This window comes from Hansschlegelia plantiphila, from assembly GCF_027922265.1.
Lineage (GTDB): Bacteria > Pseudomonadota > Alphaproteobacteria > Rhizobiales > Methylopilaceae > Methylopila > Methylopila plantiphila.
Genome location: NZ_BSFI01000022.1, coordinates 54,962 through 77,852, shown reverse-complemented (window position 1 = coordinate 77,852; position 22,891 = coordinate 54,962). Strand labels below are relative to the sequence as shown.

Annotated in this window: 22 protein-coding genes and 2 tRNA genes; all 24 read right to left on the bottom strand. The window is 66.8% G+C overall.

Annotation, left to right across the window (positions count from 1 at the left end; translation table 11 throughout):
• Positions 1–116: 116 nt before the first annotated feature.
• Positions 117–398: a DUF1467 family protein gene (locus tag PKE75_RS15920; RefSeq protein ID WP_271169727.1), complete on the bottom strand. Its 282-nt coding sequence runs from the start codon at positions 396–398 to the stop codon at positions 117–119.
• Positions 395–799: a methylmalonyl-CoA epimerase gene (mce, locus tag PKE75_RS15915; RefSeq protein WP_271169726.1), complete on the bottom strand. Its 405-nt coding sequence runs from the start codon at positions 797–799 to the stop codon at positions 395–397. The genes PKE75_RS15920 and mce overlap by 4 nt, the downstream gene beginning before the upstream one ends.
• 28 nt (positions 800–827) lie before the next feature.
• On the bottom strand, positions 828–2,492 hold the full coding sequence (locus PKE75_RS15910; RefSeq protein WP_271169725.1) for a ribonuclease J: 1,665 nt from the start codon (positions 2,490–2,492) through the stop codon (positions 828–830).
• Between the two features lie 2 nt (positions 2,493–2,494).
• Positions 2,495–3,292 carry a biotin--[acetyl-CoA-carboxylase] ligase gene (locus tag PKE75_RS15905; protein ID WP_271169724.1) on the bottom strand — a complete coding sequence of 266 codons (798 nt, stop codon included), beginning with the start codon at positions 3,290–3,292 and terminating at the stop codon, positions 2,495–2,497.
• Positions 3,293–3,377: 85 nt separating this feature from the next.
• Positions 3,378–4,817 (bottom strand): NADH-quinone oxidoreductase subunit NuoN, encoded by a 1,440-nt coding sequence (nuoN, locus tag PKE75_RS15900; RefSeq protein WP_271169723.1) that lies wholly within the window; start codon positions 4,815–4,817, stop codon positions 3,378–3,380.
• Positions 4,818–4,868: 51 nt separating this feature from the next.
• Positions 4,869–6,380, bottom strand: a complete 1,512-nt coding sequence (locus PKE75_RS15895) for an NADH-quinone oxidoreductase subunit M (RefSeq protein WP_271169722.1) — start codon at positions 6,378–6,380, stop codon at positions 4,869–4,871.
• A gap of 5 nt (positions 6,381–6,385) precedes the next feature.
• Positions 6,386–8,467, bottom strand: coding sequence for an NADH-quinone oxidoreductase subunit L (gene nuoL / locus PKE75_RS15890; RefSeq protein WP_271169721.1), 2,082 nt, complete (start codon positions 8,465–8,467; stop codon positions 6,386–6,388).
• Between the two features lie 5 nt (positions 8,468–8,472).
• On the bottom strand, positions 8,473–8,778 hold the full coding sequence (gene nuoK, locus PKE75_RS15885; protein ID WP_271169720.1) for an NADH-quinone oxidoreductase subunit NuoK: 306 nt from the start codon (positions 8,776–8,778) through the stop codon (positions 8,473–8,475).
• Positions 8,775–9,410, bottom strand: coding sequence for an NADH-quinone oxidoreductase subunit J (locus PKE75_RS15880; RefSeq protein WP_271169719.1), 636 nt, complete (start codon positions 9,408–9,410; stop codon positions 8,775–8,777). The genes nuoK and PKE75_RS15880 overlap by 4 nt, the downstream gene beginning before the upstream one ends.
• Before the next feature lie 94 nt (positions 9,411–9,504).
• Positions 9,505–9,993 (bottom strand): NADH-quinone oxidoreductase subunit NuoI, encoded by a 489-nt coding sequence (gene nuoI / locus PKE75_RS15875; protein ID WP_271169718.1) that lies wholly within the window; start codon positions 9,991–9,993, stop codon positions 9,505–9,507.
• 27 nt (positions 9,994–10,020) lie between these two features.
• A complete protein-coding gene (locus tag PKE75_RS15870) occupies positions 10,021–10,254 on the bottom strand; it encodes a hypothetical protein (RefSeq protein ID WP_271169717.1) in 234 nt (77 codons plus the stop codon).
• Between the two features lies 1 nt (position 10,255).
• A complete protein-coding gene (gene nuoH / locus PKE75_RS15865; RefSeq protein WP_271169716.1) occupies positions 10,256–11,266 on the bottom strand; it encodes an NADH-quinone oxidoreductase subunit NuoH in 1,011 nt (336 codons plus the stop codon).
• A gap of 3 nt (positions 11,267–11,269) precedes the next feature.
• The gene (gene nuoG / locus PKE75_RS15860; protein ID WP_271169715.1) at positions 11,270–13,348 is read right to left on the bottom strand and encodes an NADH-quinone oxidoreductase subunit NuoG; all 2,079 of its coding nucleotides are present in this window, start codon (positions 13,346–13,348) and stop codon (positions 11,270–11,272) included.
• A 6-nt stretch (positions 13,349–13,354) separates the two neighbouring features.
• Positions 13,355–14,656: an NADH-quinone oxidoreductase subunit NuoF gene (gene nuoF, locus PKE75_RS15855; protein ID WP_271169714.1), complete on the bottom strand. Its 1,302-nt coding sequence runs from the start codon at positions 14,654–14,656 to the stop codon at positions 13,355–13,357.
• 2 nt (positions 14,657–14,658) lie between these two features.
• Positions 14,659–15,543, bottom strand: a complete 885-nt coding sequence (gene nuoE, locus PKE75_RS15850) for an NADH-quinone oxidoreductase subunit NuoE (protein WP_271169713.1) — start codon at positions 15,541–15,543, stop codon at positions 14,659–14,661.
• 37 nt (positions 15,544–15,580) lie between these two features.
• Positions 15,581–16,765: an NADH-quinone oxidoreductase subunit D gene (locus PKE75_RS15845; RefSeq protein WP_271169712.1), complete on the bottom strand. Its 1,185-nt coding sequence runs from the start codon at positions 16,763–16,765 to the stop codon at positions 15,581–15,583.
• Positions 16,758–17,198 carry a GFA family protein gene (locus PKE75_RS15840; RefSeq protein ID WP_271169711.1) on the bottom strand — a complete coding sequence of 147 codons (441 nt, stop codon included), beginning with the start codon at positions 17,196–17,198 and terminating at the stop codon, positions 16,758–16,760. The genes PKE75_RS15845 and PKE75_RS15840 overlap by 8 nt, the downstream gene beginning before the upstream one ends.
• Before the next feature lie 7 nt (positions 17,199–17,205).
• On the bottom strand, positions 17,206–17,859 hold the full coding sequence (locus PKE75_RS15835; protein ID WP_271169710.1) for an NADH-quinone oxidoreductase subunit C: 654 nt from the start codon (positions 17,857–17,859) through the stop codon (positions 17,206–17,208).
• Between the two features lie 4 nt (positions 17,860–17,863).
• Complete coding sequence (locus tag PKE75_RS15830; RefSeq protein ID WP_271169709.1) at positions 17,864–18,445, bottom strand: NuoB/complex I 20 kDa subunit family protein; 582 nt, start codon at positions 18,443–18,445, stop codon at positions 17,864–17,866.
• The gene (locus PKE75_RS15825) at positions 18,436–18,801 is read right to left on the bottom strand and encodes an NADH-quinone oxidoreductase subunit A (protein WP_271169708.1); all 366 of its coding nucleotides are present in this window, start codon (positions 18,799–18,801) and stop codon (positions 18,436–18,438) included. The genes PKE75_RS15830 and PKE75_RS15825 overlap by 10 nt, the downstream gene beginning before the upstream one ends.
• A gap of 596 nt (positions 18,802–19,397) precedes the next feature.
• A tRNA-Asp gene (locus PKE75_RS15820) sits at positions 19,398–19,474 on the bottom strand.
• 183 nt (positions 19,475–19,657) lie between these two features.
• Positions 19,658–19,733 (bottom strand) — tRNA-Val (locus PKE75_RS15815).
• Positions 19,734–19,859: 126 nt separating this feature from the next.
• The gene (locus PKE75_RS15810; protein WP_271169707.1) at positions 19,860–20,135 is read right to left on the bottom strand and encodes an HU family DNA-binding protein; all 276 of its coding nucleotides are present in this window, start codon (positions 20,133–20,135) and stop codon (positions 19,860–19,862) included.
• A 220-nt stretch (positions 20,136–20,355) separates the two neighbouring features.
• Positions 20,356–22,788 carry an endopeptidase La gene (gene lon / locus PKE75_RS15805; protein ID WP_271169706.1) on the bottom strand — a complete coding sequence of 811 codons (2,433 nt, stop codon included), beginning with the start codon at positions 22,786–22,788 and terminating at the stop codon, positions 20,356–20,358.
• Positions 22,789–22,891: the final 103 nt, after the last annotated feature.

The window sequence follows — 22,891 nt, the reverse complement described above, 5'->3', positions numbered from 1 at the left end:
CGGCGTTGGATTTGAACGGACGACGAACTCGCATACGCAAGGCTTCGGCCTTGCTTTTTTTTGCCCGCGAAGCCGCCGGCTCACGGCAACGCCGTCTCTGGGCCGCGCTGAAAGACCTATGCCGCGTGCTGGAACTTCGGCAGGAACGGGATGTCGTCCAGTCCGAAGACCTCCTGCGTGAGCAGCAGGACGATGCCGCCGAACACGAGCGCCGAGACGATCGTCGTCATGAGGACGATGCGGCCGACGCGGGTTCGGGTCGGGGCGCCCGCCTCCGATCCCGGCACGACGTCGCCGTCTTCCGCCTGACTGCGGACGCCGAAGGGCAGCACGACGAACAGCGTCGTCCACCAGACGACAAAATAGATCGCAACCCAGCTGACCGCCGAAAAGATCAAGCCTGTTCGAGCTCCACCAGCGTGCCGAGCATGTCCTTCGGGTGAAGGAACAGCACCGGCTTGCCGTGCGCGCCGATCTTGGGCTCGCCGTCGCCGAGCACCCGCGCGCCTTGCGCCCTCAACTGGTCGCGGGCGACGAGAATGTCGTCCACCTCATAGCAGACGTGATGAATCCCGCCCGCCGGCGCGCGGTCGAGGAAAGCTGCAATGGGAGACTTTTCTCCAAGTGGCGCAAGGAGTTCGATCTTGGTGTTCGGAAGCTCGATGAACACCACGGTCACGCCGTGCTCGGGCTGGTCAGTCGCCGGCGTCACGGCGGCGCCGAGCGTGTCGCGGTAAACCGCGGTCGCGGCCTCCAGATCCGGCACCGCGATGGCGACGTGGTTAAGGCGACCGATCATATCGAGGCTCCGAGCGGCTTTCGCCCGCTCATACCTTCAGCACGGCGACGTGGCAAACCGGCTTCTTGCCCCAGACCAGCGACAGCTCGCTGCGGATCGACCGCTCGATCGCCGTCGTCACCAGGCCCGTGTCGCGGCGCTTCTGCTTGGGCAGTCCGTCGAGGCAGTCGAGCACGGTGTCGCGCAACACCTCCAGCATCGGCGTGCCCTCGTCGTCGCGCGGGGGAAGGCCGGTGAACCGGACCTCCGGCGGGCCCTGGACGTCGCCGGCCTTGTCGATCGCAATCGCGATCGTGACGACGCCGGCGAAAGCGAGCTTGCGCCGCTCGCCGATCGTGGGCTCGGACATGGAGATCAGCACCTTGCCGTCCTTCAGCATCCGGCCGGTCACGATTTCGTCGACCACGTCGGGCGGGCCGCCGGCGACGCGGATCACCTCGCCGTCATGCACGCGCGCCACGCGCGGCACGCCGACCGATTTCGCGAGCTCGGCGTGCTCGGCCATGTGCAGCTCTTCGCCATGTACCGGCACGAGCAGCTGCGGCTTCAGCCAGCCATAGAGCAGCGCGAGCTCCTCGCGATGCGGATGGCCGGAGACATGGACGAAATGGGTGCGGTCGGTGATGACCTCGGCCCCGCCTCGGATCAGGCCGTTGATGATCTGCCCGACCGCCTTTTCGTTGCCGGGAATGGCGCGCGACGAGAAGATCACCCGGTCGCCCTTGGCGAGCGTCACCTGCGGGTGATCGCCCGAGGCGACGCGGGCGAGCGCCGCGCGCGGCTCGCCCTGACTGCCCGTCATCAGCGCCACGACCTTGTCGCGGGGAAGGTAGCCATAGGCGTCGGGCTCGAGGAACTCGGGCACGCCCTCGAGCATGCCGAGGCCGCGGGCGACGTCGGTGGCGCGGCGCATGGCGCGTCCGATCAGCACGACCTGCCGGTCGGCCGCGAGCGCCGCATCGGCGACCGCGCGAAGGCGACCGACGTTCGATGCGAAGGTGGTGACCGCCACGCGGCCCTTCGAGCCGCGGATCAGTTCGGCGAGGCTCGCCGCGACCTCGGTCTCCGAGCGCGAGAGCCCCGGCCGCGTCGCATTGGTCGAATCGCCGATGACCGCGGCCACGCCTTCTTCGCCGAGCTCGCGCAGCCGCTTTTCGTCGGTCGGCCGGCCGAGCACCGGCGTGGCGTCGATCTTCCAGTCGCCGGTATGAACCACGAGGCCCGCAGGCGTCCGGATCGCGAGCGCACAGGATTCGGGGATCGAATGCGCCACCGCGACGAACTCGACCTCGAACGGACCCGCCTTGAACGACCCGCCCTGCGGGATCACGCGGACGTCGATCTTGGGCGCGCCCTTCTCCGAGGCGCGTTTCGACTCCAGCATCGCGGCGGCGAATGGCGTCGCGTAGACCGGGCACCGGAGTTCGGGCCAGAGATCGAGCAGCGCGCCGTAGTGATCCTCATGCGCGTGGGTCAGCACCAGCGCTTCGATCTCGTTCCGCCGCGCCTTCGCGTAGCGGATGTCCGGCATGATGAGGTCAATGCCGGGCGTGCCCGCAGGGTCGCCGAACAGCACGCCGCAGTCCACCATCAGCCAGCGGCGCTTCGCCCCTTCTCCAAAACCATACAAGCCGGCGTTCATGCCGATCTCGCCCACTCCTCCGAGGGGCGCAAAAATCAGATCCGTAGCCATCTTTATCCTTGCGCGGCGTGGCTTGACGCCGAGCCGAAATATACGTCGCCGGCGGAGATCGCCGTCGCGACGCCTGTCTGGGCGCGGATCACGAGCCGGCCGCTGTCGTCTATCGATTCAAATCTGCCGCGGATCGTGCGACCGCCAAGCTCGACCGCGACCTGCGAGCCCAACCCGGCCGCGCGCGCCATCCAGGCCTTGCGGACGGCGGCGAGTCCACGCCCGCTATCCCACACTTCGAGCCAGCCGACGAGAGAATCCGCAAGCGCCGTGAACAGCTGCTCCGCCTCCACCTCGTCGCCACGGGCGGCGAGCGAAGTCGCGGGGTATGGCAGGTCCTCCGGCGCGGAGACGACGTTGACGCCTATCCCGACCACCACGGCGAGCCTGCCGTCGGCGAGCGCGTCGGCCTCGAGCAGGATGCCGGCGAGCTTCGCGCCGTCCACGATCACGTCGTTCGGCCATTTGAGCTCGGGCCGCGCGTCCCGCGCCTGGAGCGATTTGGCGACCTGGCGGAGCGCGGTCTCCAGCGCGAGACCTGCGACGAAGCCGAGCGTCGCGGCGGTCGCCGGCGCCACGTCGAGCGTGGTCGCGAAGCTCGCGGCCAGATTGCCGCGCTCCGTCGACCATTCCCTGCCCCGGCGGCCGCGCCCGGCGGTCTGCGAGCGCGCGACGACCCAGGCCGGGCCCCTGCCCTCGCGGGCGAGCGCCAGGCCTTCCGCGTTGGTCGAGCCGACGGTGTCGAACGCCTGCAGCGAATGCCCGGCTGCCACCGCGACCGCCCCGAGCGCGAAGCTCATGAGGCGCGCGCCGGATGCGGTGCGGAACGGCGTCCGCGGTCTCTCCGCGGACGCGCCGCGCTGAAGGGTCTCGTCATCCCGTCTCTCAGAACAGCGACTGCGCAGCCGTCGCCGCGGCCGCCGTCAGCGGGGCCGGATAGACGAAGAACAGCATCGTGAAGCCGCCGGCGACCGTGAGGACCGCCGTCGCGACGGCTGTCATAGGCGCAAACGCGACCTTTGGCTCATCGAAATAGATAATCTTCACGATCCGCAAATAGTAGAACGCGCCGATCACGCTCAGCACGAGGCCGATGACCGCGAGCGGCGCAAGCCCTGCGTTAACCGCGGCGTAGAAGACGTAGAACTTCGCGAAGAAGCCCGCAAGCGGCGGGATTCCGGCGAGCGAGAACAGGATCATCGCGAGCACGAACGCCATCGCAGGATTCGTGCGCGAGAGCCCCGAAAGATCGTCGATCGATTCGACATAGGCGTCGCCGATCCGCATCGAGAGGATGCAGGCGAAGGCGCCAAGCGTCATCGCGACATAGATCGCGACGTAGATCAGCACGCCGCTGACGCCTTCCGACGTGCCCGCGGCGAGACCGACCAGCGCGTAGCCCATATGGCCGATCGAGGAATAGGCCATCAGCCGCTTGATGTTGGTCTGCCCGATCGCCGCGAACGAGCCGAGCGCCATCGAGGCGATCGAGACGAACACCACCACCTGCCGCCACTCGATCGCCGCCGACGGGAAGGCTTCGGACACCACGCGCACGAACATCGCGACGCCCGCGACCTTGGTTGCTGAGGCGAAGAAGGCGGTGATCGGCGTCGGCGCGCCCTCATAGACGTCCGGCGTCCACATGTGGAACGGAACGGCCGAGATCTTGAAGGCGAAGCCCGACAGTAGGAACACCAGCCCGAAGATCAGGGCCATCGACGAATGCCCGTCCTTCAGGGCGACGGCGATGTCGGCGAAGCCGATCGCGCCCGTCGCGCCATAGACCATCGACGCGCCGTAAAGCAGCATGCCGGAGGAGAGCGCGCCGAGAACGAAGTACTTCAGGCCGGCTTCCGTCGAGCGGACGTCGTCGCGGTGGATGGCGGCGATCACATAGAGCGCCAGCGACTGCAGCTCGAGGCCCAGGTAGAGCGCGATCAGGTCGCTCGCCGAGATCATCAGCGACATGCCGAGCGTCGAGAGCACGACGAGGATGGCGTATTCGAAGCGCGCGAACCTCTCGCGCTTCATGTAGTCGAACGACAGCGCGAGCGCGGCGAAGGCGCCGATATAGGCCAGAACCTTCATGAAGCGCGCGAAGGCGTCGAGCTTGAACGAGCCGCCGAAGGTCGCCGGCCCGTCGACCGGCGCGATCAGCACCAACGCCATGGCGAGCGCGATCACCGCGAGCGCGAGCGCATTGATGAGCGCGGTCGCGCGCTCCCCGGCGACGGCCCCGATCAGGACGAGCGCGAGCGCCCCCGCGGCGAGCACGATCTCGGGCAGCGCAGGGCTGAACAGCGGAAGGGCTGAGGCGTCCATGTGGCTTTCAGGACCCGTTCTTGGAAAGGCGATCCGCCCGCAGGCCGACGCTCATGGCGTCGTCGCCATTGCAGCCTTGCCCGCGGAATCGACCGCGGCCTGGGCCGACTGGATCAGGTTGTCGACGGACGCGGCCGACATGTCGAGGATCGGCGCCGGCCAGAGCCCGTAGATCACGGTCAGAACCGCCAGCGGGACCAGCAGCGCGATCTCCTTGCCCGAAAGATCCGGGATCGCCTCGAGGCCGGGCCTGATGGTCCCGAACACGACGCGGCGATAGAGCCATAGCGCATAGGCCGCCGAAAGAATCACGCCCGTCGTCGCGAACAGCGCGACCCATGTGTTGGCGCGGAAGGCGCCGACCAGCGTCAGGAACTCGCCGACGAAACCCGAGGTGCCTGGCAACCCGACGTTCGCCATGGTGAACACCATCAGGGCCGCGGCGTACCACGGCATCTTGTTCACGAGGCCGCCGAACGCCGCGATCTCGCGGGTGTGCATGCGGTCGTAGACGACGCCGACGCACAGGAACAGCGCCCCCGACACCAGCCCGTGGCTCACCATCTGGAACACCGCGCCCTGCACCCCCTGGGCGTTCATCGCGAACAGACCCATCGTGACGAAGCCCATGTGGGCGATGGACGAATAGGCGATCAGCTTCTTGATGTCCTCCTGCATCAGCGCGACCAGCGAGGTGTAGACGATCGCGACGACCGAGAGCGTCCACACGAACGGCGCGAAATACTCGCTCGCGAGCGGGAACATCGGCAGCGAGAAGCGCAGAAAGCCGTAGCCGCCCATCTTCAGCAGGATGCCGGCGAGGATGACGGACCCCGCCGTCGGCGCCTCGACATGGGCGTCCGGCAGCCAGGTGTGCACTGGCCACATCGGCATCTTCACCGCGAAGGAGGCGAAGAACCCGAGCCACAGCCAGGTCTGCATCTCCGCCGGGAACTTGTAGGCGAGCAAAGCCTGGATGTCGGTCGTGCCGGCGACGCCGTACATCGCGAGGATCGCGACCAGCATCAGCAGCGAGCCGAGCAGCGTGTAGAGGAAGAACTTGAAGCTGGCGTAGATCCGCCGCGTCCCGCCCCAGATCCCGATGATCAGGAACATCGGGATCAGGCCGCCTTCGAAGAACAGGTAGAACAGCACCAGATCGAGCGCGGAGAACACGCCGATCATCAGCGTCTCCAGCACCAGGAAGGCGATCATGTATTCGCGGACGCGGAGCTTGATCGAGGTCCATGACGCCAGGATGCAGAACGGCATCAGGAAGGCGGTGAGGATGATGAACGGCGTGGAGATGCCGTCAACGCCCATCCGGTACTTGATCGCGCCGCCCAGCCATTCGGCCTGCTCGACGAACTGGAAGCCGGGATTCGTCGTGTCGAACTTCGCCCACAGAACCAGCGAGACCGCGAAGGTGACGACCGTCGTCCACAGCGCGACGTGCCGCACGTTCCTGAGCGCCGCCTCGTCGTCCCCGCGGATGACCAGCAGGAAGAAGACGCCGACGAGCGGAAGGAAGGTGACGAGCGAAAGGATGGGCCAATCGGTCATCCCCGTCAGATCCCCCGAACCATGAACCAGGTGAACATCGCCGCGACGCCGATCAGCATGGCGAAGGCGTAGTGGTAGAGGTAGCCGGTCTGGAGTTTCACCACCTGGCCGGTCACGTCCAGGACGCGCGCCGAGACCCCGTCCGGCCCCAGGCCGTCGATGATCTTGCCGTCTCCGGTCTTCCAGAGGAAACGCCCGATCCACTTCGCAGGCCGCACGAAGATCCGGTCGTAAAGCTCGTCGAAGTACCACTTGTTGAGCAGGAACTCGTAGAGCGGCCGCATCTCGGAGGCGAGCCGGCCCGGCAGGTCCGGCCGCTTGATGTAGAACAGCCAGGCGAGCGCGAAGCCGATGACCATCACCACGAACGGCGCATAGACCACGAACGCCGGGACCTCGTGCATGTGATGCAGGATCTCGTTGCCCTCGCCCGTGAACAGCGCTTCGCGCCAGAACTCGCCCTGGCCCTCCCCGACGAAGGCGCTGTGGAACACGAGCCCCGCGAACAGCGCGCCGACCGACAGGATCAGCAGCGGCGCGATCATCACACGCGGGCTCTCGTGGACCTGGCTCATGGTCTCGAGCGAGGCCCGCGGCGCGCCATGGAAGGTGAGGAAGATCAGCCGCCACGAGTAGAACGAGGTCAGCAGCGCGGCGAGGACCGTCATCGCGAAGGCGTAGGCGCCGACGCCGGTATGGGCGGCGTAGGTCGCCTCGATTACGGCGTCTTTGGAGAAGTAGCCGGCGGTCAGCGGGAAGCCGGTCAGCGCCAGCGTTCCGATCACCATCATCCAGTAGGTCACGGGGATCAGGCGGCGCAGGCCGCCCATCTTCCGCATGTCCTGCTCGTGGTGCATCGCGTGGATGACCGAGCCGGAGCCGAGGAACAGCAGCGCCTTGAAGAAGGCGTGGGTGAAGAGGTGGAAGACGCCGACGCCATAGGCCCCGACGCCGAGCGCGGCGAACATGTAGCCGAGCTGCGAACAGGTCGAATAGGCGATGACGCGCTTGATGTCGGTCTGCACAAGCCCGATCGTCGCGGCGAAGATCGCGGTGGTTCCTCCGATGACCGTGATGAAGGCCAGCGTGTCCGGCGCGTGCTCGAAGATCGGCGACATCCGCGCGACGAGGAACACGCCGGCCGTCACCATGGTCGCCGCGTGGATCAGCGCGGAGACCGGCGTCGGGCCCTCCATCGCATCCGGCAGCCAGGTGTGCAGGCCGATCTGCGCCGACTTGCCCATCGCGCCGATGAACAGCAGGAACGAGATCACCGTCAGCGCGTGCCAGTCATGGCCGAGGAAGTGGATCGTCTTGTCGGCGACGCCGGGCGCGGCCGCGAAGATCGTCTCGAACGAGACGCTGCCGAACACCACGAAGGTCGCGAACATGCCGAGCGAGAAGCCGAAGTCACCGACCCGGTTGACGACGAACGCCTTGATCGCGGCCGCGCAGGCCGACGGCTTCTGGTACCAGAATCCGATCAGCAGGTAGCTCGCGAGGCCCACGCCCTCCCAGCCGAAGAACAGCTGCACGAGGTTGTCGGACGTCACCAGCATCAGCATGGCGAAGGTGAACAGCGACAGGTAGGCGAAGAACCGCGGCCGATGCGGATCCTCGTGCATGTAACCGATCGAGTAGACGTGGACGAGCGCCGACACCGAGTTGACGACGACCAGCATGACGGCGGTCAGCGTGTCGATCCGGAACGCCCAGTCGAGCTGCAGGCCGCCCGCCGAGATCCAGCGCATCACCCTCACATGCGCGTCGGCGTCGTTCAGCGTGACGTCGACGAAGGCGATCCAGGACAGGACGGCCGAGACGATCAGCAATCCGGTCGTGACATATTCCGCAGCGCGCGAGCCGTAGGCCGCGGGCTCGACGGGCCCGTGCGCGTGGTCGTCGTGGCCGCCATGATCGTCGTGGCCGTGCGCGTCATGGGCCGCGTGATGCGCGTGGTCGTGGCCGTCGTGGAAGGCGTCGACCGGGCCGACCGCGCCCGGGTGCCGCCGGCGAGCGCCCGTCAGCGCGATCACGCTCGCGATGACGGCGCCCAGCAAAGGGAGGAAGACGATGAGGTGATACATCGCTGTCAGCCCCTCATCCGATTGATGTCGGCGACCGCGATCGTGCCGCGGTTTCTGAAGTAGACGACGAGGATCGCGAGGCCGATGGCGGCTTCGGCGGCCGCGACCGTCAGCACGAACAGCGCGAACACCTGACCCTTGAGGTCGCCCATATGGGTCGAGAACGCGACGAAATTGATGTTAACCGCAAGCAGGATCAGCTCGATCGACATCAGGATGACGATGACGTTCTTGCGGTTCAGGAAGATGCCGAACACGCCGAGCGTGAACAGAATCGCGGCGACGATGAGGTAGTGCTCGAGCCCGATCATCTGACGCCCCTCCCCTCAGCGATGCCCTGCCCCGTCGGCGCCGTGACGATCTCGATCGCCTCGGACGGCTTCCGCGCGTTCTGGAGCGTCACGTCCTGACGCTTCACGTCCGTCCTGCGGTCGCGCAGCGTCAGCACGATCGCGCCGATCATCGCGGTGAGCAGCACCAGGCCGGCCGTCTGGAACAGCAGGAGATAATCCGTGTAGAGCACGCGGCCGAGCGCCTCGGCGTTGGTCATGTCGGTCGGGATCGGCGAACCGCCCCTGGTCGTCGGCAGCGCGCCGGAGGCCCCCCAGCCGCCCACGACCAGCACGAGCTCCGCCAGCATGATCAGCCCGATCAGCACGCCGACAGGCAGATACTGCAGCACGCCGCTGCGAAGCTCCGCGAAGTCGACGTCGAGCATCATCGTCACGAACATGAAGAGCACGGCGACCGCGCCGACATAGACGACCACGAGGATCATCGCGAGGAACTCCGCGCCCATAAGCACGAAGAGCCCGGCCGCGTTGACGAAGGCCAGGATCAGGAAGAGCACCGAGTGCACGGGGTTCTTCGACGAGATGACCATGAGGCCCGAGGCCACCGTCACGCTCGCGAACAGGTAGAAGAACAAAGCGGGGAGACTCATGCGCGGATCCTTCGGCCGAGCCCGGAGACGCCTCTGCTGCTTACGACAGCGAACGCCTGCGCGAAAGGCGAGACCTCTGTTGTCATGACGCCGCTCACCGGTAAGGCGCGTCCAGCGCGATGCGGCGGGCGACTTCGCGCTCCCAGCGGTCGCCGTTCGCGAGCAGGCGCTCCTTGTCGTAATAGAGCTCCTCGCGCGTCTCGGTGGCGAACTCGAAATTCGGACCCTCGACGATGGCGTCGACTGGACACGCCTCCTGGCAGAAGCCGCAATAGATGCACTTCACCATGTCGATGTCGTAGCGCGTGGTGCGCCGCGTGCCGTCGTTGCGGCGCGGGCCGGCTTCGATGGTGATGGCCTGCGCCGGGCAGATCGCCTCGCACAGCTTGCACGCGATGCAGCGCTCCTCGCCGTTCGGATAGCGGCGAAGCACATGCTCTCCCCGGAAGCGCGGCGAGATCGCGCCCTTCTCGTAGGGATAGTTGATGGTCGCCTTCTCCCGGAAGAAGTAGCGCATCGACAGAAAGAACGCCGATACGAACTCCTTCAGGAAAAGCGAACGCGCCGCTTGATCGAGCCGCATTCCGAACCCTTCTCACGTCCCGGGCGATCAGCCCGCAAGCATTTCAACCGCGACGTAGCCGACGACCGCAACCTCCACGATCGTCGTCGCGATGACGATCGGACCGGCGAGCCGGCGGATCGTCGTGAACTTCCCGGCGTCCTCGGGAGACGCCGTTTCGATCTGCCCGTCCAGCCCGGCGTTCAGCGCCTTCGCGCCGAGCAGGCCGAGACCAAGGCCGACGAGCGCGCCGAGAACTGCGCCGAGCGCGCCCGTCGGCATGTCAGCCGTGCGCCCAGCCCGTGAACTGAAGCACCCCCGCGACAGCCACGACCATGAACAGCGAGATCGGCAGAAACACCTTCCAGCCGAGCCGCATCAGCTGGTCGTAGCGGTAGCGGGGCACGAAGGCCTTCACCATCGCGAACATGAAGAACACCGCCGTCATCTTGCCGACGAACCAGAACACGCCCGGCACCCAGGTGAAGGGGACGAACGGGATCGGCGACAGCCAGCCTCCGAGGAACAGGATCGTCGTCAGCGAGCACATGGTCAGGATCGCCACGTACTCGCCGAGCATGAACAGCAGATAGGGCGTCGAGCCGTATTCCGTCATGAAGCCTGCGACGAGCTCGGACTCGGCCTCGACCAGATCGAAGGGCGGCCGGTTGGTCTCGGCGAGCGCGGAGATGAAGAAGATGACGAACATCGGGAACAGCGGCAGCCAGTACCAGCCGAACAGGCCGGCGGCGGAGTCCTGCGCGCGCACGATGTCGGAGAGGTTGAGCGAGCCGGCGCAGAGCAGCACGGTGATGATCACGAAGCCGATCGAGACCTCGTAGGACACCATCTGCGCCGCGGCGCGGAGCGCGGAGAGAAACGGGTATTTCGAGTTCGACGACCAGCCGGCCATGATCACGCCGTAGACGCCGAGCGACGAGATCGCGAAAATATAGAGCACGCCGACATTGAGGTCGGCGATCGCCCAGCCGTCGGCGAGCGGGATCACCGCCCAGGCCCCGAGCGCCAGGAAGCACGAGACCAGCGGCGCCAGCAGGAAGATGCCCTTGTTGGAGCTCGCCGGTATCACCGGCTCCTTGAGCACGAACTTGAGCAGATCCGCGAAGGACTGCAGCAGGCCGAACGGCCCCACCACGTTCGGTCCCCGGCGCAGCTGCACCGCCGCCCAGACCTTGCGGTCGGCGAGCAGGATGTAGGCGATGAACACCAGCAGCGCGACCAGCAGCGCGACGCTCTGGACGATGATCAGCAGGACGTGGAGGAAGGCTTCCATGTCTTACTCCGCCGCCTCCGCCAACGCGCCGCGCCGGAGCGCGCTCATCTCGGCCATGATGGCGGAGGCGCGCGCGATCGGGTTGGTCAGGTAGAAGTCGGTGACCGCGTTGCGGAACGCGTCGCTCGAGAGCGAACCGGCGCCGGCGCCGAGGCGGCCGAGATCCGCCGGATCGCCCGCCGCGATCTCGCCGACAGCCGCCATGTGCGGATAGGCCTGAAACAGCGCGGCGCGCAGCTGCGCCAGCGTGTCGTAGGGCAGCGTGACGCCGACCTGCTCGGACAGCGCCCGCAGGATAGCCCAGTCTTCGCGTCCCTCCCCGGGCGGGAAGGTGGCGCGGTTCGCGAGCTGGACACGGCCTTCGGTGTTCACGTAGAGGCCGGTCTTCTCGACATAGGCCGCGCCCGGCAGGACGACGTCGGCGCGATGCGCGCCGCGGTCGCCATGAGCGCCGACATAGACGACGAAGGCGCCCGGCGCGACGTCGATCTCGTCCGCCCCGAGAAGAAGCGCGACGTCGAGCGCGCCGGCCTCCGCCATCTCGCGCGCGGTGAGCCCGCCCTGCCCCGGCACGAGGCCGAGATCGAGGGCGCCCACGCGGGACGCCGCGGAATGCAGGACCGACAGGCCGTTCCAGCCGTCCGCGACGCCGGGACCTGCGGCGAGCTTCGCGGCGGCGGCCAGCACCGCCGCCCCGTCGCTGCGGGCGAGAGCGCCGGCGCCGACGATGATCAGCGGCTTCGCCGCGCCGTCCAGAGCCTTGGCGAAGGAATGCTTGCCCTCGACCAGTTCGGTGAGCGAATCCGCGCCCGCGCCGATGTGCTCGGCGCCGTAGGTCAGGTCTGCGCGCTCACCGACGAGGCCGACCCGCAGCGACCCGCGCCGCCAGCGCTTGCGGATGCGCGCGTTCAGCACCGGCGCCTCGAGGCGTGGATTGGTCCCGATGAGCAGGATCGCGTCCGCCTCGTCGATCCCGGCGATCGTCGCGTTGAACAGGTAGCTCGCGCGGCCGAGAGCGGGATCGAGCGCCGAGCCGTCCTGGCGCGCGTCGACGTTCGTCACGCCGAGGCGGGCGAGCAGATCCTTGAGCGCGAACATCTCCTCGACCGCGGCGAGATCGCCGACGATCGCGCCGACGCGGGTCTTGTCCGCGGTCTTAATCCTGGTCGCGACAAGAGTCAGAGCCTCGCCCCAGGACGCCGCGCGCAGCCGGCCGTTCTCACGGACGTAAGGGCGGTCGAGCCGCTGGGCGCGCAAGCCGTCCCAGACGAAGCGGGTCTTGTCCGAGATCCACTCCTCGTTCACGTCCTCGTTCACGCGCGGCAGGATGCGCATGACTTCCCGGCCTCGGGCGTCGACGCGGATCGCGCTCCCGAGCGCGTCCATGACGTCGATCGACTCGGTCTTGGACAGCTCCCAGGGCCGCGCCTTGAAGGCGTAGGGCTTCGAGGTCAGCGCGCCGACCGGGCAGAGGTCGATGACGTTGCCCTGCAGCTCCGAGGACATCGCGCTTTCGAGATAGGTCGTGATCTCCATGTCCTCGCCGCGCCCGATCGCGCCGATCTCCGGCGCGCCGGCGACTTCGGCGACGAACCTCACGCAGCGCGTGCAGTGGATGCAGCGGGTCATCGTCGTCTTGACCAGCGGACCGATATACTTGTCCTCGACGGCGCGCTTGTTCTCGAAGAACCGCGTGCCGGAGACGCCATAGGCCATCGCCTGGTCCTGCAGATCGCACTCGCCGCCCTGGTCGCAGATCGGGCAGTCCAGCGGATGGTTGATGAGCAGGAACTCCATCACCCCCTCGCGCGCCCGTCTCACCATCGGCGAGCGCGTCATCACGACCGGCGGCTCGCCGTTCGGGCCGGGCCTAAGGTCGCGCACCCCCATCGCGCAGGAGGCGACGGGCTTCGGAGGGCCCCCCTTCACCTCGACGAGGCACATCCGGCAGTTGCCTGCGATCGACAGCCGCTCGTGGAAACAGAAGCGCGGAATCTCCGCGCCCGCCGCCTCGCAGGCCTGCAGGATCGTGTATTCGGCGGGAACGTCGACCTCGGCGCCGTCGACGATGATCTTGGTCATGGCTGATTACTCCGCCGCTATGGCGTAGTCGGGAGGCGTCGGGTTCGCCGCATAGTCGTCGATGCGCTTCTCGATCTCGTGGCGGAAGTGGCGGATCAGGCCCTGCACGGGCCACGCCGCCGCGTCGCCGAGCGCGCAGATGGTGTGACCCTCAATCTGCGTCGTGACCTCGAGCAGCATGTCGATCTCGCGCTTCTCGGCGCGGCCATGCGCCATGCGGTCGAGCACGCGCCACATCCAGCCCGTGCCCTCGCGGCACGGCGTGCACTGGCCGCAGCTCTCATGCTTGTAGAAATACGAGATGCGGGCGATGGCGCGGACGATGTCGGTCGACTTGTCCATCACGATCACGGCCGCGGTGCCGAGGCCGGTCTTCAGGTTCTTGAGCGTGTCGAAGTCCATCGACAGGTCCTGGCACTGGTGCTCCGGCAGCACCGGCACGGACGAGCCGCCGGGGATCACCGCATAGAGATTGTCCCAGCCGCCGCGGATCCCGCCGCAATGCCGCTCGACGAGCTCGCGGAAGGAGATGCCCATCTCCTCCTCGACGTTGCACGGCTTCTCGACATGGCCGGAGATCGAGAACAGCTTGGTGCCCGTGTTGTTCGGCTTGCCGAGCCCTGCGAACCACGAGCCGCCGCGCCGCAGAATCGTGCCGGCGACCGCGATCGACTCGACGTTGTTCACCGTCGTCGGGCAGCCGTAGAGGCCCATGTTGGCCGGGAACGGCGGCTTGAGCCGCGGCATGCCCTTCTTGCCCTCGAGGCTCTCGAGAAGCGCCGTCTCCTCGCCGCAGATGTAGGCGCCCGCGCCATGGTGCACGTAGAGGTCGAAGGGATAGCCGTGCTTGTTGTCCGGCCCGATGAGGTTCTCCTCATAGGCCTCGGCGACGGCGCGCTCGAGCGCCTCGCGCTCGCGGACATATTCGCCGCGGACGTAGATGTAGCAGGCGTTCGCCTCCATCGCGAAGGAGGCGATCAGGCAGCCTTCGATCAGGAGATGCGGGTCGTTCCGCATGATCTCCCGGTCCTTGCAGGTGCCGGGCTCGGACTCGTCGGCGTTGACCACGAGGTAGTGGGGCCGGCCCTCCTGGGGCTTCGGCATGAACGACCACTTCAGGCCGGTCGGGAAGCCGGCGCCGCCGCGGCCGCGCAGGCCCGACGCCTTCATCTCGGTGATGATCCAGTCCTTGCCCTTCTCGAGCAGGAACTTGGTTTCGTCCCACGCGCCGCGGCGCAGCGCGCCCTTCAGGCCCGCGTCCTGGCGGCCGTAGAGATTGGTGAAGATCCGGTCGCGGTCGGTCAGCATGGTCAGGCCTCCTCGCCGCTCGGCTTCGACGGCCGGGGGAGATCGGCCACGCCGCCCTTGCCGCCGGCCCAGGCCGGCTGGCCCTCGCGACGGCTGCGGTCGCTCGGCCGGTCGTCGGCGGGCTTGGCGTCTGCAGGCTTGGCGTCCGCGTCGGCTTTTCCTTTGGACGCCTTGGCTTCCGGTCGCGCGCTCTGGGCGGGCTTGGCGGCCGAATCGGATTCCGTCGCGTCGCCCGCAGCCTGCTCGTCGAACCGCTTGCGCCACGCGCCCACGACCGAGCCGTCGTAAAGCGCCTCGTCGAGAAGCGAGGTGTCGCCGCCGGACGGCGCCGAGCACGAGCGGCCGGTCTGCGAACCGGTCTTGACCGCCTTGCCCGCACGGAGATCGCCGAGCAGCGCCTCGAAGCTCTCCGGCGTCAGGTCTTCGAAATAATCGTAGTTCACCTGCACCATCGGCGCGTTCGAGCAGGCGCCGAGGCACTCGACCTCGAGCCAGCTGAGCTTGCCGTCTCCGGTGACGTGGCGCTCCTCGCCGATGACCTTGCGGCAGACGTCCTTCAGCGCGTTCGCGCCGCGCAGCGCGCAGGGCGTCGTGCCGCACAGCTGGACGAAGTGCTCGCCGACCGGGCTCAGGTTGAACATCGTGTAGAAGGTCGCGACCTCCATCACGCGGATCGTCGGCATAGCCAGCATCTCGGCGATCGCGCGGATCGCGGGCTCAGGCACCCATCCGCCGTTCTGCTCCTGCGCCTTCCACAGCAGCGGGATCACGGCCGAGGCCTGACGGCCTTCCGGATACTTCGCGATCTGCCCTTCCGCCCACTGCAGGTTGTCCTGCGTGAAGGCGAAGCTCTCGGGCTGGATCTCGGCGAGGCGACGAACCGACATCAGGCGCAATCCTCAACGTAGTTGCGACGTCCGGCCATCATCGATCGACCTCGCCGAACACGATGTCGATCGAGCCGAGGATCGCCGAGACGTCCGCCAGCATCACGCCCTTGCAGAGATGGTCCATCGCCTGCAGGTGGGCGAAGCCCGGCGCGCGGATCTTGCAGCGGTATGGCTTGTTGGTTCCGTCGGAGACGAGATAGACGCCGAACTCGCCCTTGGGCGCCTCCACCGCGGCGTAGACCTCGCCCTCGGGGACCCGGTAGCCCTCGGTGTAGAGCTTGAAGTGGTGGATGAGGCCTTCCATCGAGCGCTTCATCTCGGAGCGCTTCGGCGGCGCGACCTTGCCGTCGAGCGTCGCGATGCGGCCGCGCTCCGTCCGAAGCCTGGCGCAGGCCTGCTTCATGATGCGGGCCGACTGGCGCATCTCCTCCATGCGGATGAGGTAGCGGTCGTAGTTGTCGCCATTCTTGCCGATGGGGATGTCGAAATCCATGTCGGCGTAGCATTCGTAGGGCTGCGACTTGCGCAGGTCCCACGCGGCGCCCGAGCCCCGCACCATCACGCCCGAGAAGCCCCAGGCGAACGCCTCGTCCAGCGGCACGACGCCGATGTCGACGTTGCGCTGCTTGAAGATGCGGTTGTCGGTCAGCAGGCGGTCGATGTCGGCGAGCGCCACGAAGAAGCCGTCGCACCAGCGGTCGATGTCCTCGATCAGCTCGGGCGGCAGGTCCTGATGCACGCCGCCGGGCCGGAAATAGGCCGCATGCATGCGCGAGCCCGAGGCGCGCTCGTAGAACACCATCAGCTTCTCGCGCTCCTCGAAGCCCCACAGCGGGGGCGTCAGAGCGCCAACGTCCATCGCCTGCGTGGTGACGTTGAGAAGATGGCTGAGGATCCGGCCGATCTCGCAATAGAGCACCCGGATCAGCTGGGCGCGGATCGGGACCTCGACGCCGAGCAGCCGTTCGACGCCAAGGCAGAAGGCGTGCTCCTGGTTCATCGGCGCGACGTAGTCGAGCCGGTCGAAATAGGGCATCGCCTGCAGGTAGGTCTTGGTTTCGATCAGCTTCTCGGTGCCGCGGTGAAGCAGCCCGATATGCGGATCGACGCGTTCCACGACCTCGCCGTCGAGCTCGAGAATCAGGCGCAGCACGCCGTGGGCCGCGGGGTGCTGGGGCCCGAAGTTGATCGTGAAGTTGCGGATGTCCTGTTCAGCCACCGGCCGCTCCGATCCCGTGATGTTCGGCCATGACCTCCGCGCCGGTCCGCTTCAGCGTGTCGTTCGCGAAGGCGTAGTTGGCGGGCTTCTCCTCGATGAACATCTCGCTCTCGAAGGGGAAGCGTCCGGGATCGTCGACAGCCTGGGCGGAGACGTCGGCGCTGCTGCCGTCGCGCATCCGCCAGAACAGCGACGTGCCGCAGAGCTTGCAGAAGCCCCGTTCGGCCCATTCCGACGATTGGTAGATCCCGATGGCGTCGCCGCCCGAAAGCTCGAAGTCCTCGGCCTCGACCGGCAGATAGAGCAGCACGCCGCCGGTCCAGCGACGGCACATGTCGCAGTGGCACGCGTGCATCGCGCCGTCCTTCAGCGTCGCGGCGAACGTCGCCGCCCCGCAGATGCACCGCCCGGTGATGCGCTCGCCCGCCGCCATGCCGCCCTCAGTTCGGCTGCTTCGCCTTCTCGTCTCCGGGGAGCACGTAGTCCGTGCCCTCCCAAGGCGAGAGGAAGTCGAAGTTGCGGAATTCCTGATTGAGCCGGACGGGCTCGTAGACCACGCGCTTGGCCTCGTCGTCGTAGCGCACCTCGACGAAGCCCGTGGTCGGGAAATCCTTGCGGAGCGGATGGCCCTCGAAGCCGTAGTCGGTCAGCAGGCGGCGCAGGTCCGGATGACCGGTGAACAGCATGCCGAACAGGTCGTAAGCTTCGCGCTCGAACCAGAGCGCGCCCGGGAAGACCCCCGTGATCGACGGCACCGGCGTCTCGTCGTCGGCCTCGACCTTCACGCGGATGCGCGTGTTCTTATAGGGGCTCAGCAGGTGATAGACGACGTCGAAGCGCTTCTCGCGGGCCGGCCAGTCGACGCCGCAGACGTCGATGAAGCAGACGAACCGGCACTCGGGGTCGTCACGCAGGAAGGTGACGACGTCGACAATCTCGGTCGCTTCGCAAAGGAGCGTCAATTCGCCGAACGCGACGGAGGCGGAAATGAGCTTCGCGCCCAGTCCCGTCGCGACGTGCGCGGCCAGAGCCCGCAGATGGGCTGTGGGCGCGGGCAGGACGTCGTGAGGCGAAACGTTCGATCCCTCGCTCATGGCCTCACCGCTCGATCGTGCCGGTGCGGCGGATCTTCTTCTGAAGCAGAAGCACGCCGTAGAGCAGCGCCTCGGCCGTCGGCGGACAGCCCGGCACGTAGATGTCGATCGGCACCACCCGGTCGCAGCCGCGCACGACCGCGTAGGAGTAGTGATAATAGCCTCCGCCGTTGGCGCAGGATCCCATCGAGATGACGTAACGCGGCTCCGGCATCTGGTCGTAGACCTTGCGCAGCGCGGGAGCCATCTTGTTGGTCAGGGTGCCGGCGACGATCATCACGTCCGACTGGCGCGGGCTCGCGCGCGGCGCGAAGCCGAAGCGCTCGACGTCGTAGCGCGGCATCGAGACCTGCATCATTTCGACAGCGCAGCACGCCAGCCCGAAGGTCATCCACATCAGCGACCCGGTGCGCGCCCAGGTCACGAGATCCTCGGCCGACGTCACCAGGAACCCCTTGTCGGAAAGCTCCGCGCTGACCTCGCCGAAGAAGCGGTCGTCATGGCCGACCGGCTTGCCCGAGGGATCGACCAGCCCCTTGGGGGCCGGCGCGACCAGCGTCTCGGAGCGGGTGTCGTTCAATCCCATTCCAGCGCGCCCTTCCGCCACTCGTAGACGAACCCGACAGTCAGGACGCCGAGGAACGTCATCATCGACCAGAACCCGAACAGGCCCACCGACTTGAAGGCCACCGCCCAGGGGAACAGGAACGCGACCTCCAGGTCGAAGATGATGAAGAGGATCGCGACAAGGTAGAACCGCACGTCGAATTTCATGCGCGCGTCGTCGAACGCGTTGAAACCGCACTCGTAGGCCGAGAGCTTTTCCGGATCGGGGCTCTGGTAGGCGACGATGAACGGCGAGATCAGCAGCGCCATGCCTATGAGCAGGGCCACGCCGAGAAAAATCACCAGCGGGAGGTAATCGGCGAGGAGATCCGTCATCGCGTCAGCGCGCCTCAGGTCGTCGCGTTACACCGGCGGGTCACTATGCTGCGCCGCGTCATTGCAGCGCAGCGACCGTCAGTCGCTTGAGCCGACGCTTAGACCCCTGAGACTAAAGGCGCAAGGCGCGCCAGACGCGAAACAGAAGAATTCCAAAGCGGCCTCGCAAGAGGCCGCTGCGACCGCGACTTACGGGATACGCACGAGCGTCAGGAGCGGATTTCACCGTCGTTGAAACGCGCTCCAAATCAGCGCGAGCGACGCCGCCCGAATCGCGCTCGACGGTCTGGCGCTCTTTGGAAGGGGTCCGATTGACTGCGACGCCGACGGCGGCAAACCGCTTCTCAAGGCGGAGGCCGCCTTCCCGGCGTTCTCCCGCGCGGCCCGCATGGTCGCGCAGGCGCCGCGCCAGGACCTCAAGATGGCGAAGAAAATGAGCGCCCTGAACAAGCGCTTCCAAAATCTCTCAAGCGTGCACGCAGCATCCAGTGCCGCGCGACATAGAAAACAAACTGAAGAATAAGAAAATCTGAGACTTTGCGATTCGAAGAGCTCAAACTCCTCGATCGCCTGTCGCAATGAAGCCAAGAATAACTTGGCGGGAGTGACGGGACTCGAACCCGCGACCTCCGGCGTGACAGGCCGGCGCTCTAACCAACTGAGCTACACCCCCAATCGGGGCCGCGAAGCCCCGACGAAGTGGGCGGTTGGTACGGGAGCCGACAGGTCGTGTCAAGCTCACGGACCTCCGCCCGCAACGCATTATCCGATGGTTCGCAAACGGCGGTCCGGACATGCGTCGTCGGGGCCGCACCCGGCCCGCGACACTATTGGAATGCGATCTGATCGCTCGGAATGGTGGGCGGTGACGGGCTCGAACCGCCGACCCTCTCGGTGTAAACGAGATGCTCTACCAGCTGAGCTAACCGCCCGAAGCCGCGCCAGCGGGCTTTCCGACTGGACGGTCGCCCGGTCCGCCGCGAAGGGGCCGACCGAACGAACGAAGCGGCCCGGATGCGCTTCCCCTCGAAGGAAATACGCCCGGGCCCCGGTCCTCGTCAGCCGTTGACGGCGTCCTTCAGGGCCTGACCGGCCTTGAACTTCGGCGTCTTGGAGGCCGGGATCTTGATGGTTTCGCCGGTGCGCAGGTTGCGGCCGACGCCGGCGGCGCGCTGAACGACGGCGAAGGTGCCGAAGCCTACGAGACGGACTTCGTCGCCCTTCTTGAGAGCGGCGATGACGGCGTCAAACGTCGCGTCGACGGCCTTGGCCGCATCGAGCTTCGTAAGACCGGACGTCTCGGCGACTTCGGCGATGAGATCGGACTTGTTCATCGTTACCTCCATGAGCGCGAGGGGATTCGCCACGTTCAGCGGCTCCCCCCGAATAAGGCGCGCACCCTTTCGCGAAAACGCTGCGGGCGCAAGGACGGAACCCGAAAAATCAGTCTATTTCGACCAGATTCAGCGATCGGACGATCAATAAAAGAGGCCCGGGATGCGATCCCGGGCCTTTGTTCAGTCGGTAGTGGCTGTCCCAGAATGGGACCGCCGTTCAGTGCGCCCTGATCGCGGCGCCGTCTTCCTCGACCACCGCCACCGCCGGCGGCGGCGCGGCCTGATCCTCGTCCCATTCGATCGGCTCCGGCTGGCGGACGAGCGCACGTTGCAGCACGTCGTCCACCACACGCACCGGAACGATCTCGAGCCGGTTCTTCACGCTGTCCGGAATGTCCGCCAGATCCTTGGCGTTCTCCTCCGGAATCAGCACCGTCTTGATGCCGCCGCGCAGCGCGGCGAGCAGCTTCTCCTTCAGGCCGCCGATCGGCAGCACCCGGCCGCGCAGCGTGATCTCGCCGGTCATCGCGACGTCCTTGCGGACGGGAATGCCCGTCATGATCGAGACGATGGCGACCGCCATGGCCACGCCCGCCGATGGCCCGTCCTTGGGCGTCGCGCCTTCCGGCACGTGGACGTGGATATCGCGGCTCTCGAACTTCGGCGGCTGGATGCCGAAGTCGATCGCCCGGCTGCGGACATAGGACGCCGCCGCGGAGATCGATTCCCGCATCACGTCCTTGAGGTTGCCGGTCACCGTCATCTTGCCCTTGCCCGGCATCATGACGCCTTCGATCGTCAGCAACTCGCCGCCGACCTCGGTCCATGCGAGACCGGTGACGACGCCGACCTGGTCCTCGGCCTCGGCCTCGCCATAGCGATAGCGCTGCACGCCGAGATAGTCGGCGAGCTTGGCCTCGGTCACCTTCACCGACTTCTTGCGGGTCGCGAGCATCAGCTCCTTCACGACCTTGCGGCAGAGGTTCGCCAGTTCACGCTCCAGGTTGCGGACGCCCGCCTCCCGCGTGTAGCGGCGGATGACGGTCAGCAGCGCCTCGTCGTCGATCGAGAACTCCTTCTCCGCCAGGCCGTGCTTCTTCAGCACCTCCGGCAGCAGGTGACGACGGGCGATCTCGACCTTCTCCTCCTCCGTGTAGCCGGCGATGCGGATCACCTCCATCCGGTCCATCAGGGCCGGGGGGATGTTCAGCGTGTTCGCCGTCGTCACGAACATCACGTTCGACAGGTCGTAGTCGACCTCGAGATAATGGTCGTTGAAGGAGCTGTTCTGCTCGGGGTCGAGCACCTCCAGCAGCGCGGACGCCGGGTCGCCCCGGAAATCCATGCCCATCTTGTCGATCTCGTCGAGCAGGAAGAGCGGATTGGCCTTCTTCGCCTTCTTCATCGACTGGATGACCTTGCCGGGCATCGAGCCGATATAGGTGCGCCGATGACCGCGGATCTCCGCCTCGTCGCGCACGCCGCCGAGCGACATGCGGACATATTCGCGGCCGGTCGCCTTCGCGATCGACTTGGCGAGCGAGGTCTTGCCCACGCCGGGAGGCCCGACGAGGCACAGGATCGGTCCGGTCAGCTTGTTCGCCCGGCTCTGGACCGCGAGATACTCGATGATCCGCTCCTTGACCTTCTCCAGGCCGAAGTGATCGGATTCGAGGATCTTCTCGGCCGCCGGCAGGTCCTTCTTGACCTTCGACTTCACGCCCCACGGGATCGACAGCAGCCAGTCGAGATAGTTCCGCACGACGGTCGCTTCCGCCGACATCGGGCTCATCTGGCGCAGCTTCTTGAACTCAGCCTCGGCCTTGTCGCGGGCCTCCTTGGAGAGCTTGGTCTTGGCGATGCGCTCCTCGAGCTCGGCCAGGTCGTCGCGGCCGTCGTCGTCGCCCAGCTCCTTCTGGATCGCCTTCATCTGCTCGTTCAGGTAGTACTCGCGCTGGGTCTTCTCCATCTGGCGCTTGACGCGCGTGCGGATGCGCTTCTCGACCTGAAGGACCGAGACCTCGCTCTCCATCAGCGAGAGCACCTTCTCCAGCCGCTCGAACACGTCGACCAGCTCCAGCACGCCCTGCTTCTCCGGGATCTTGACCGCGAGATGCGAGGCGACGGTGTCGGCGAGCTTCGAGGGATCCTCGATCTGGCTGACGGCGCTCACCACTTCGGGCGAGACCTTCTTGTTCAGCTTCACGTAGTTCTCGAAGTCGGACACGACCGAGCGCGCGAGCGCCTCGACCTCAACCGGCTTCTCGATGACGTCGTCGACCAGAGCGATCTCGGCTTCGAAGAAATCGGCGCGGTCGGTGTAGCCGACCACGCGGCCGCGGGACTGCCCTTCGACCAGCACTTTCACGGTGCCGTCGGGCAGCTTCAGCAGCTGGAGCACGGTGGCCAGCGTCCCGAGCTCGTAGATCGCGTCCGGGGTCGGCTCGTCGTCGGTGGCGTTCTTCTGCGTCGCGAGGAGGATCGGCTTGTCTGCCTTCATCACCTCTTCGAGCGCGCGGATCGACTTCTCCCGCCCCACAAACAGCGGGACGATCATGTGCGGGAACACCACGATGTCGCGAAGCGGCAGCACGGGATGGACGGAGGCTTCGCCCGATTTGCCGGGCGCGCGCGATTTGGCGGCGGTCATGCTCATGTCCTTTCGACTGCGCTTGCGACGTCAGGGAGGGTGACGCAACAGGCCTTTGCCGGCGCGGCGCTCTCGCGAGCCTTTTGAGGCCTCGCGAACGGCC

Coding starts and splice junctions, on each gene's coding strand:
- mce (WP_271169726.1), bottom strand. CDS start 799: ATGATCGGTCGCCTTAACCACGTCGCCATCGCGGTGCCGGATCTGGAG.
- PKE75_RS15910 (WP_271169725.1), bottom strand. CDS start 2,492: ATGGCTACGGATCTGATTTTTGCGCCCCTCGGAGGAGTGGGCGAGATC.
- PKE75_RS15905 (WP_271169724.1), bottom strand. CDS start 3,292: ATGAGCTTCGCGCTCGGGGCGGTCGCGGTGGCAGCCGGGCATTCGCTG.
- nuoN (WP_271169723.1), bottom strand. CDS start 4,817: ATGGACGCCTCAGCCCTTCCGCTGTTCAGCCCTGCGCTGCCCGAGATC.
- PKE75_RS15895 (WP_271169722.1), bottom strand. CDS start 6,380: ATGACCGATTGGCCCATCCTTTCGCTCGTCACCTTCCTTCCGCTCGTC.
- nuoL (WP_271169721.1), bottom strand. CDS start 8,467: ATGTATCACCTCATCGTCTTCCTCCCTTTGCTGGGCGCCGTCATCGCG.
- nuoK (WP_271169720.1), bottom strand. CDS start 8,778: ATGATCGGGCTCGAGCACTACCTCATCGTCGCCGCGATTCTGTTCACG.
- PKE75_RS15880 (WP_271169719.1), bottom strand. CDS start 9,410: ATGAGTCTCCCCGCTTTGTTCTTCTACCTGTTCGCGAGCGTGACGGTG.
- nuoI (WP_271169718.1), bottom strand. CDS start 9,993: ATGCGGCTCGATCAAGCGGCGCGTTCGCTTTTCCTGAAGGAGTTCGTA.
- PKE75_RS15870 (WP_271169717.1), bottom strand. CDS start 10,254: ATGCCGACGGGCGCGCTCGGCGCAGTTCTCGGCGCGCTCGTCGGCCTT.
- nuoH (WP_271169716.1), bottom strand. CDS start 11,266: ATGGAAGCCTTCCTCCACGTCCTGCTGATCATCGTCCAGAGCGTCGCG.
- nuoG (WP_271169715.1), bottom strand. CDS start 13,348: ATGACCAAGATCATCGTCGACGGCGCCGAGGTCGACGTTCCCGCCGAA.
- nuoF (WP_271169714.1), bottom strand. CDS start 14,656: ATGCTGACCGACCGCGACCGGATCTTCACCAATCTCTACGGCCGCCAG.
- nuoE (WP_271169713.1), bottom strand. CDS start 15,543: ATGTCGGTTCGTCGCCTCGCCGAGATCCAGCCCGAGAGCTTCGCCTTC.
- PKE75_RS15840 (WP_271169711.1), bottom strand. CDS start 17,198: ATGGCGGCGGGCGAGCGCATCACCGGGCGGTGCATCTGCGGGGCGGCG.
- PKE75_RS15835 (WP_271169710.1), bottom strand. CDS start 17,859: ATGAGCGAGGGATCGAACGTTTCGCCTCACGACGTCCTGCCCGCGCCC.
- PKE75_RS15830 (WP_271169709.1), bottom strand. CDS start 18,445: ATGGGATTGAACGACACCCGCTCCGAGACGCTGGTCGCGCCGGCCCCC.
- PKE75_RS15825 (WP_271169708.1), bottom strand. CDS start 18,801: ATGACGGATCTCCTCGCCGATTACCTCCCGCTGGTGATTTTTCTCGGC.
- PKE75_RS15810 (WP_271169707.1), bottom strand. CDS start 20,135: ATGAACAAGTCCGATCTCATCGCCGAAGTCGCCGAGACGTCCGGTCTT.
- lon (WP_271169706.1), bottom strand. CDS start 22,788: ATGACCGCCGCCAAATCGCGCGCGCCCGGCAAATCGGGCGAAGCCTCC.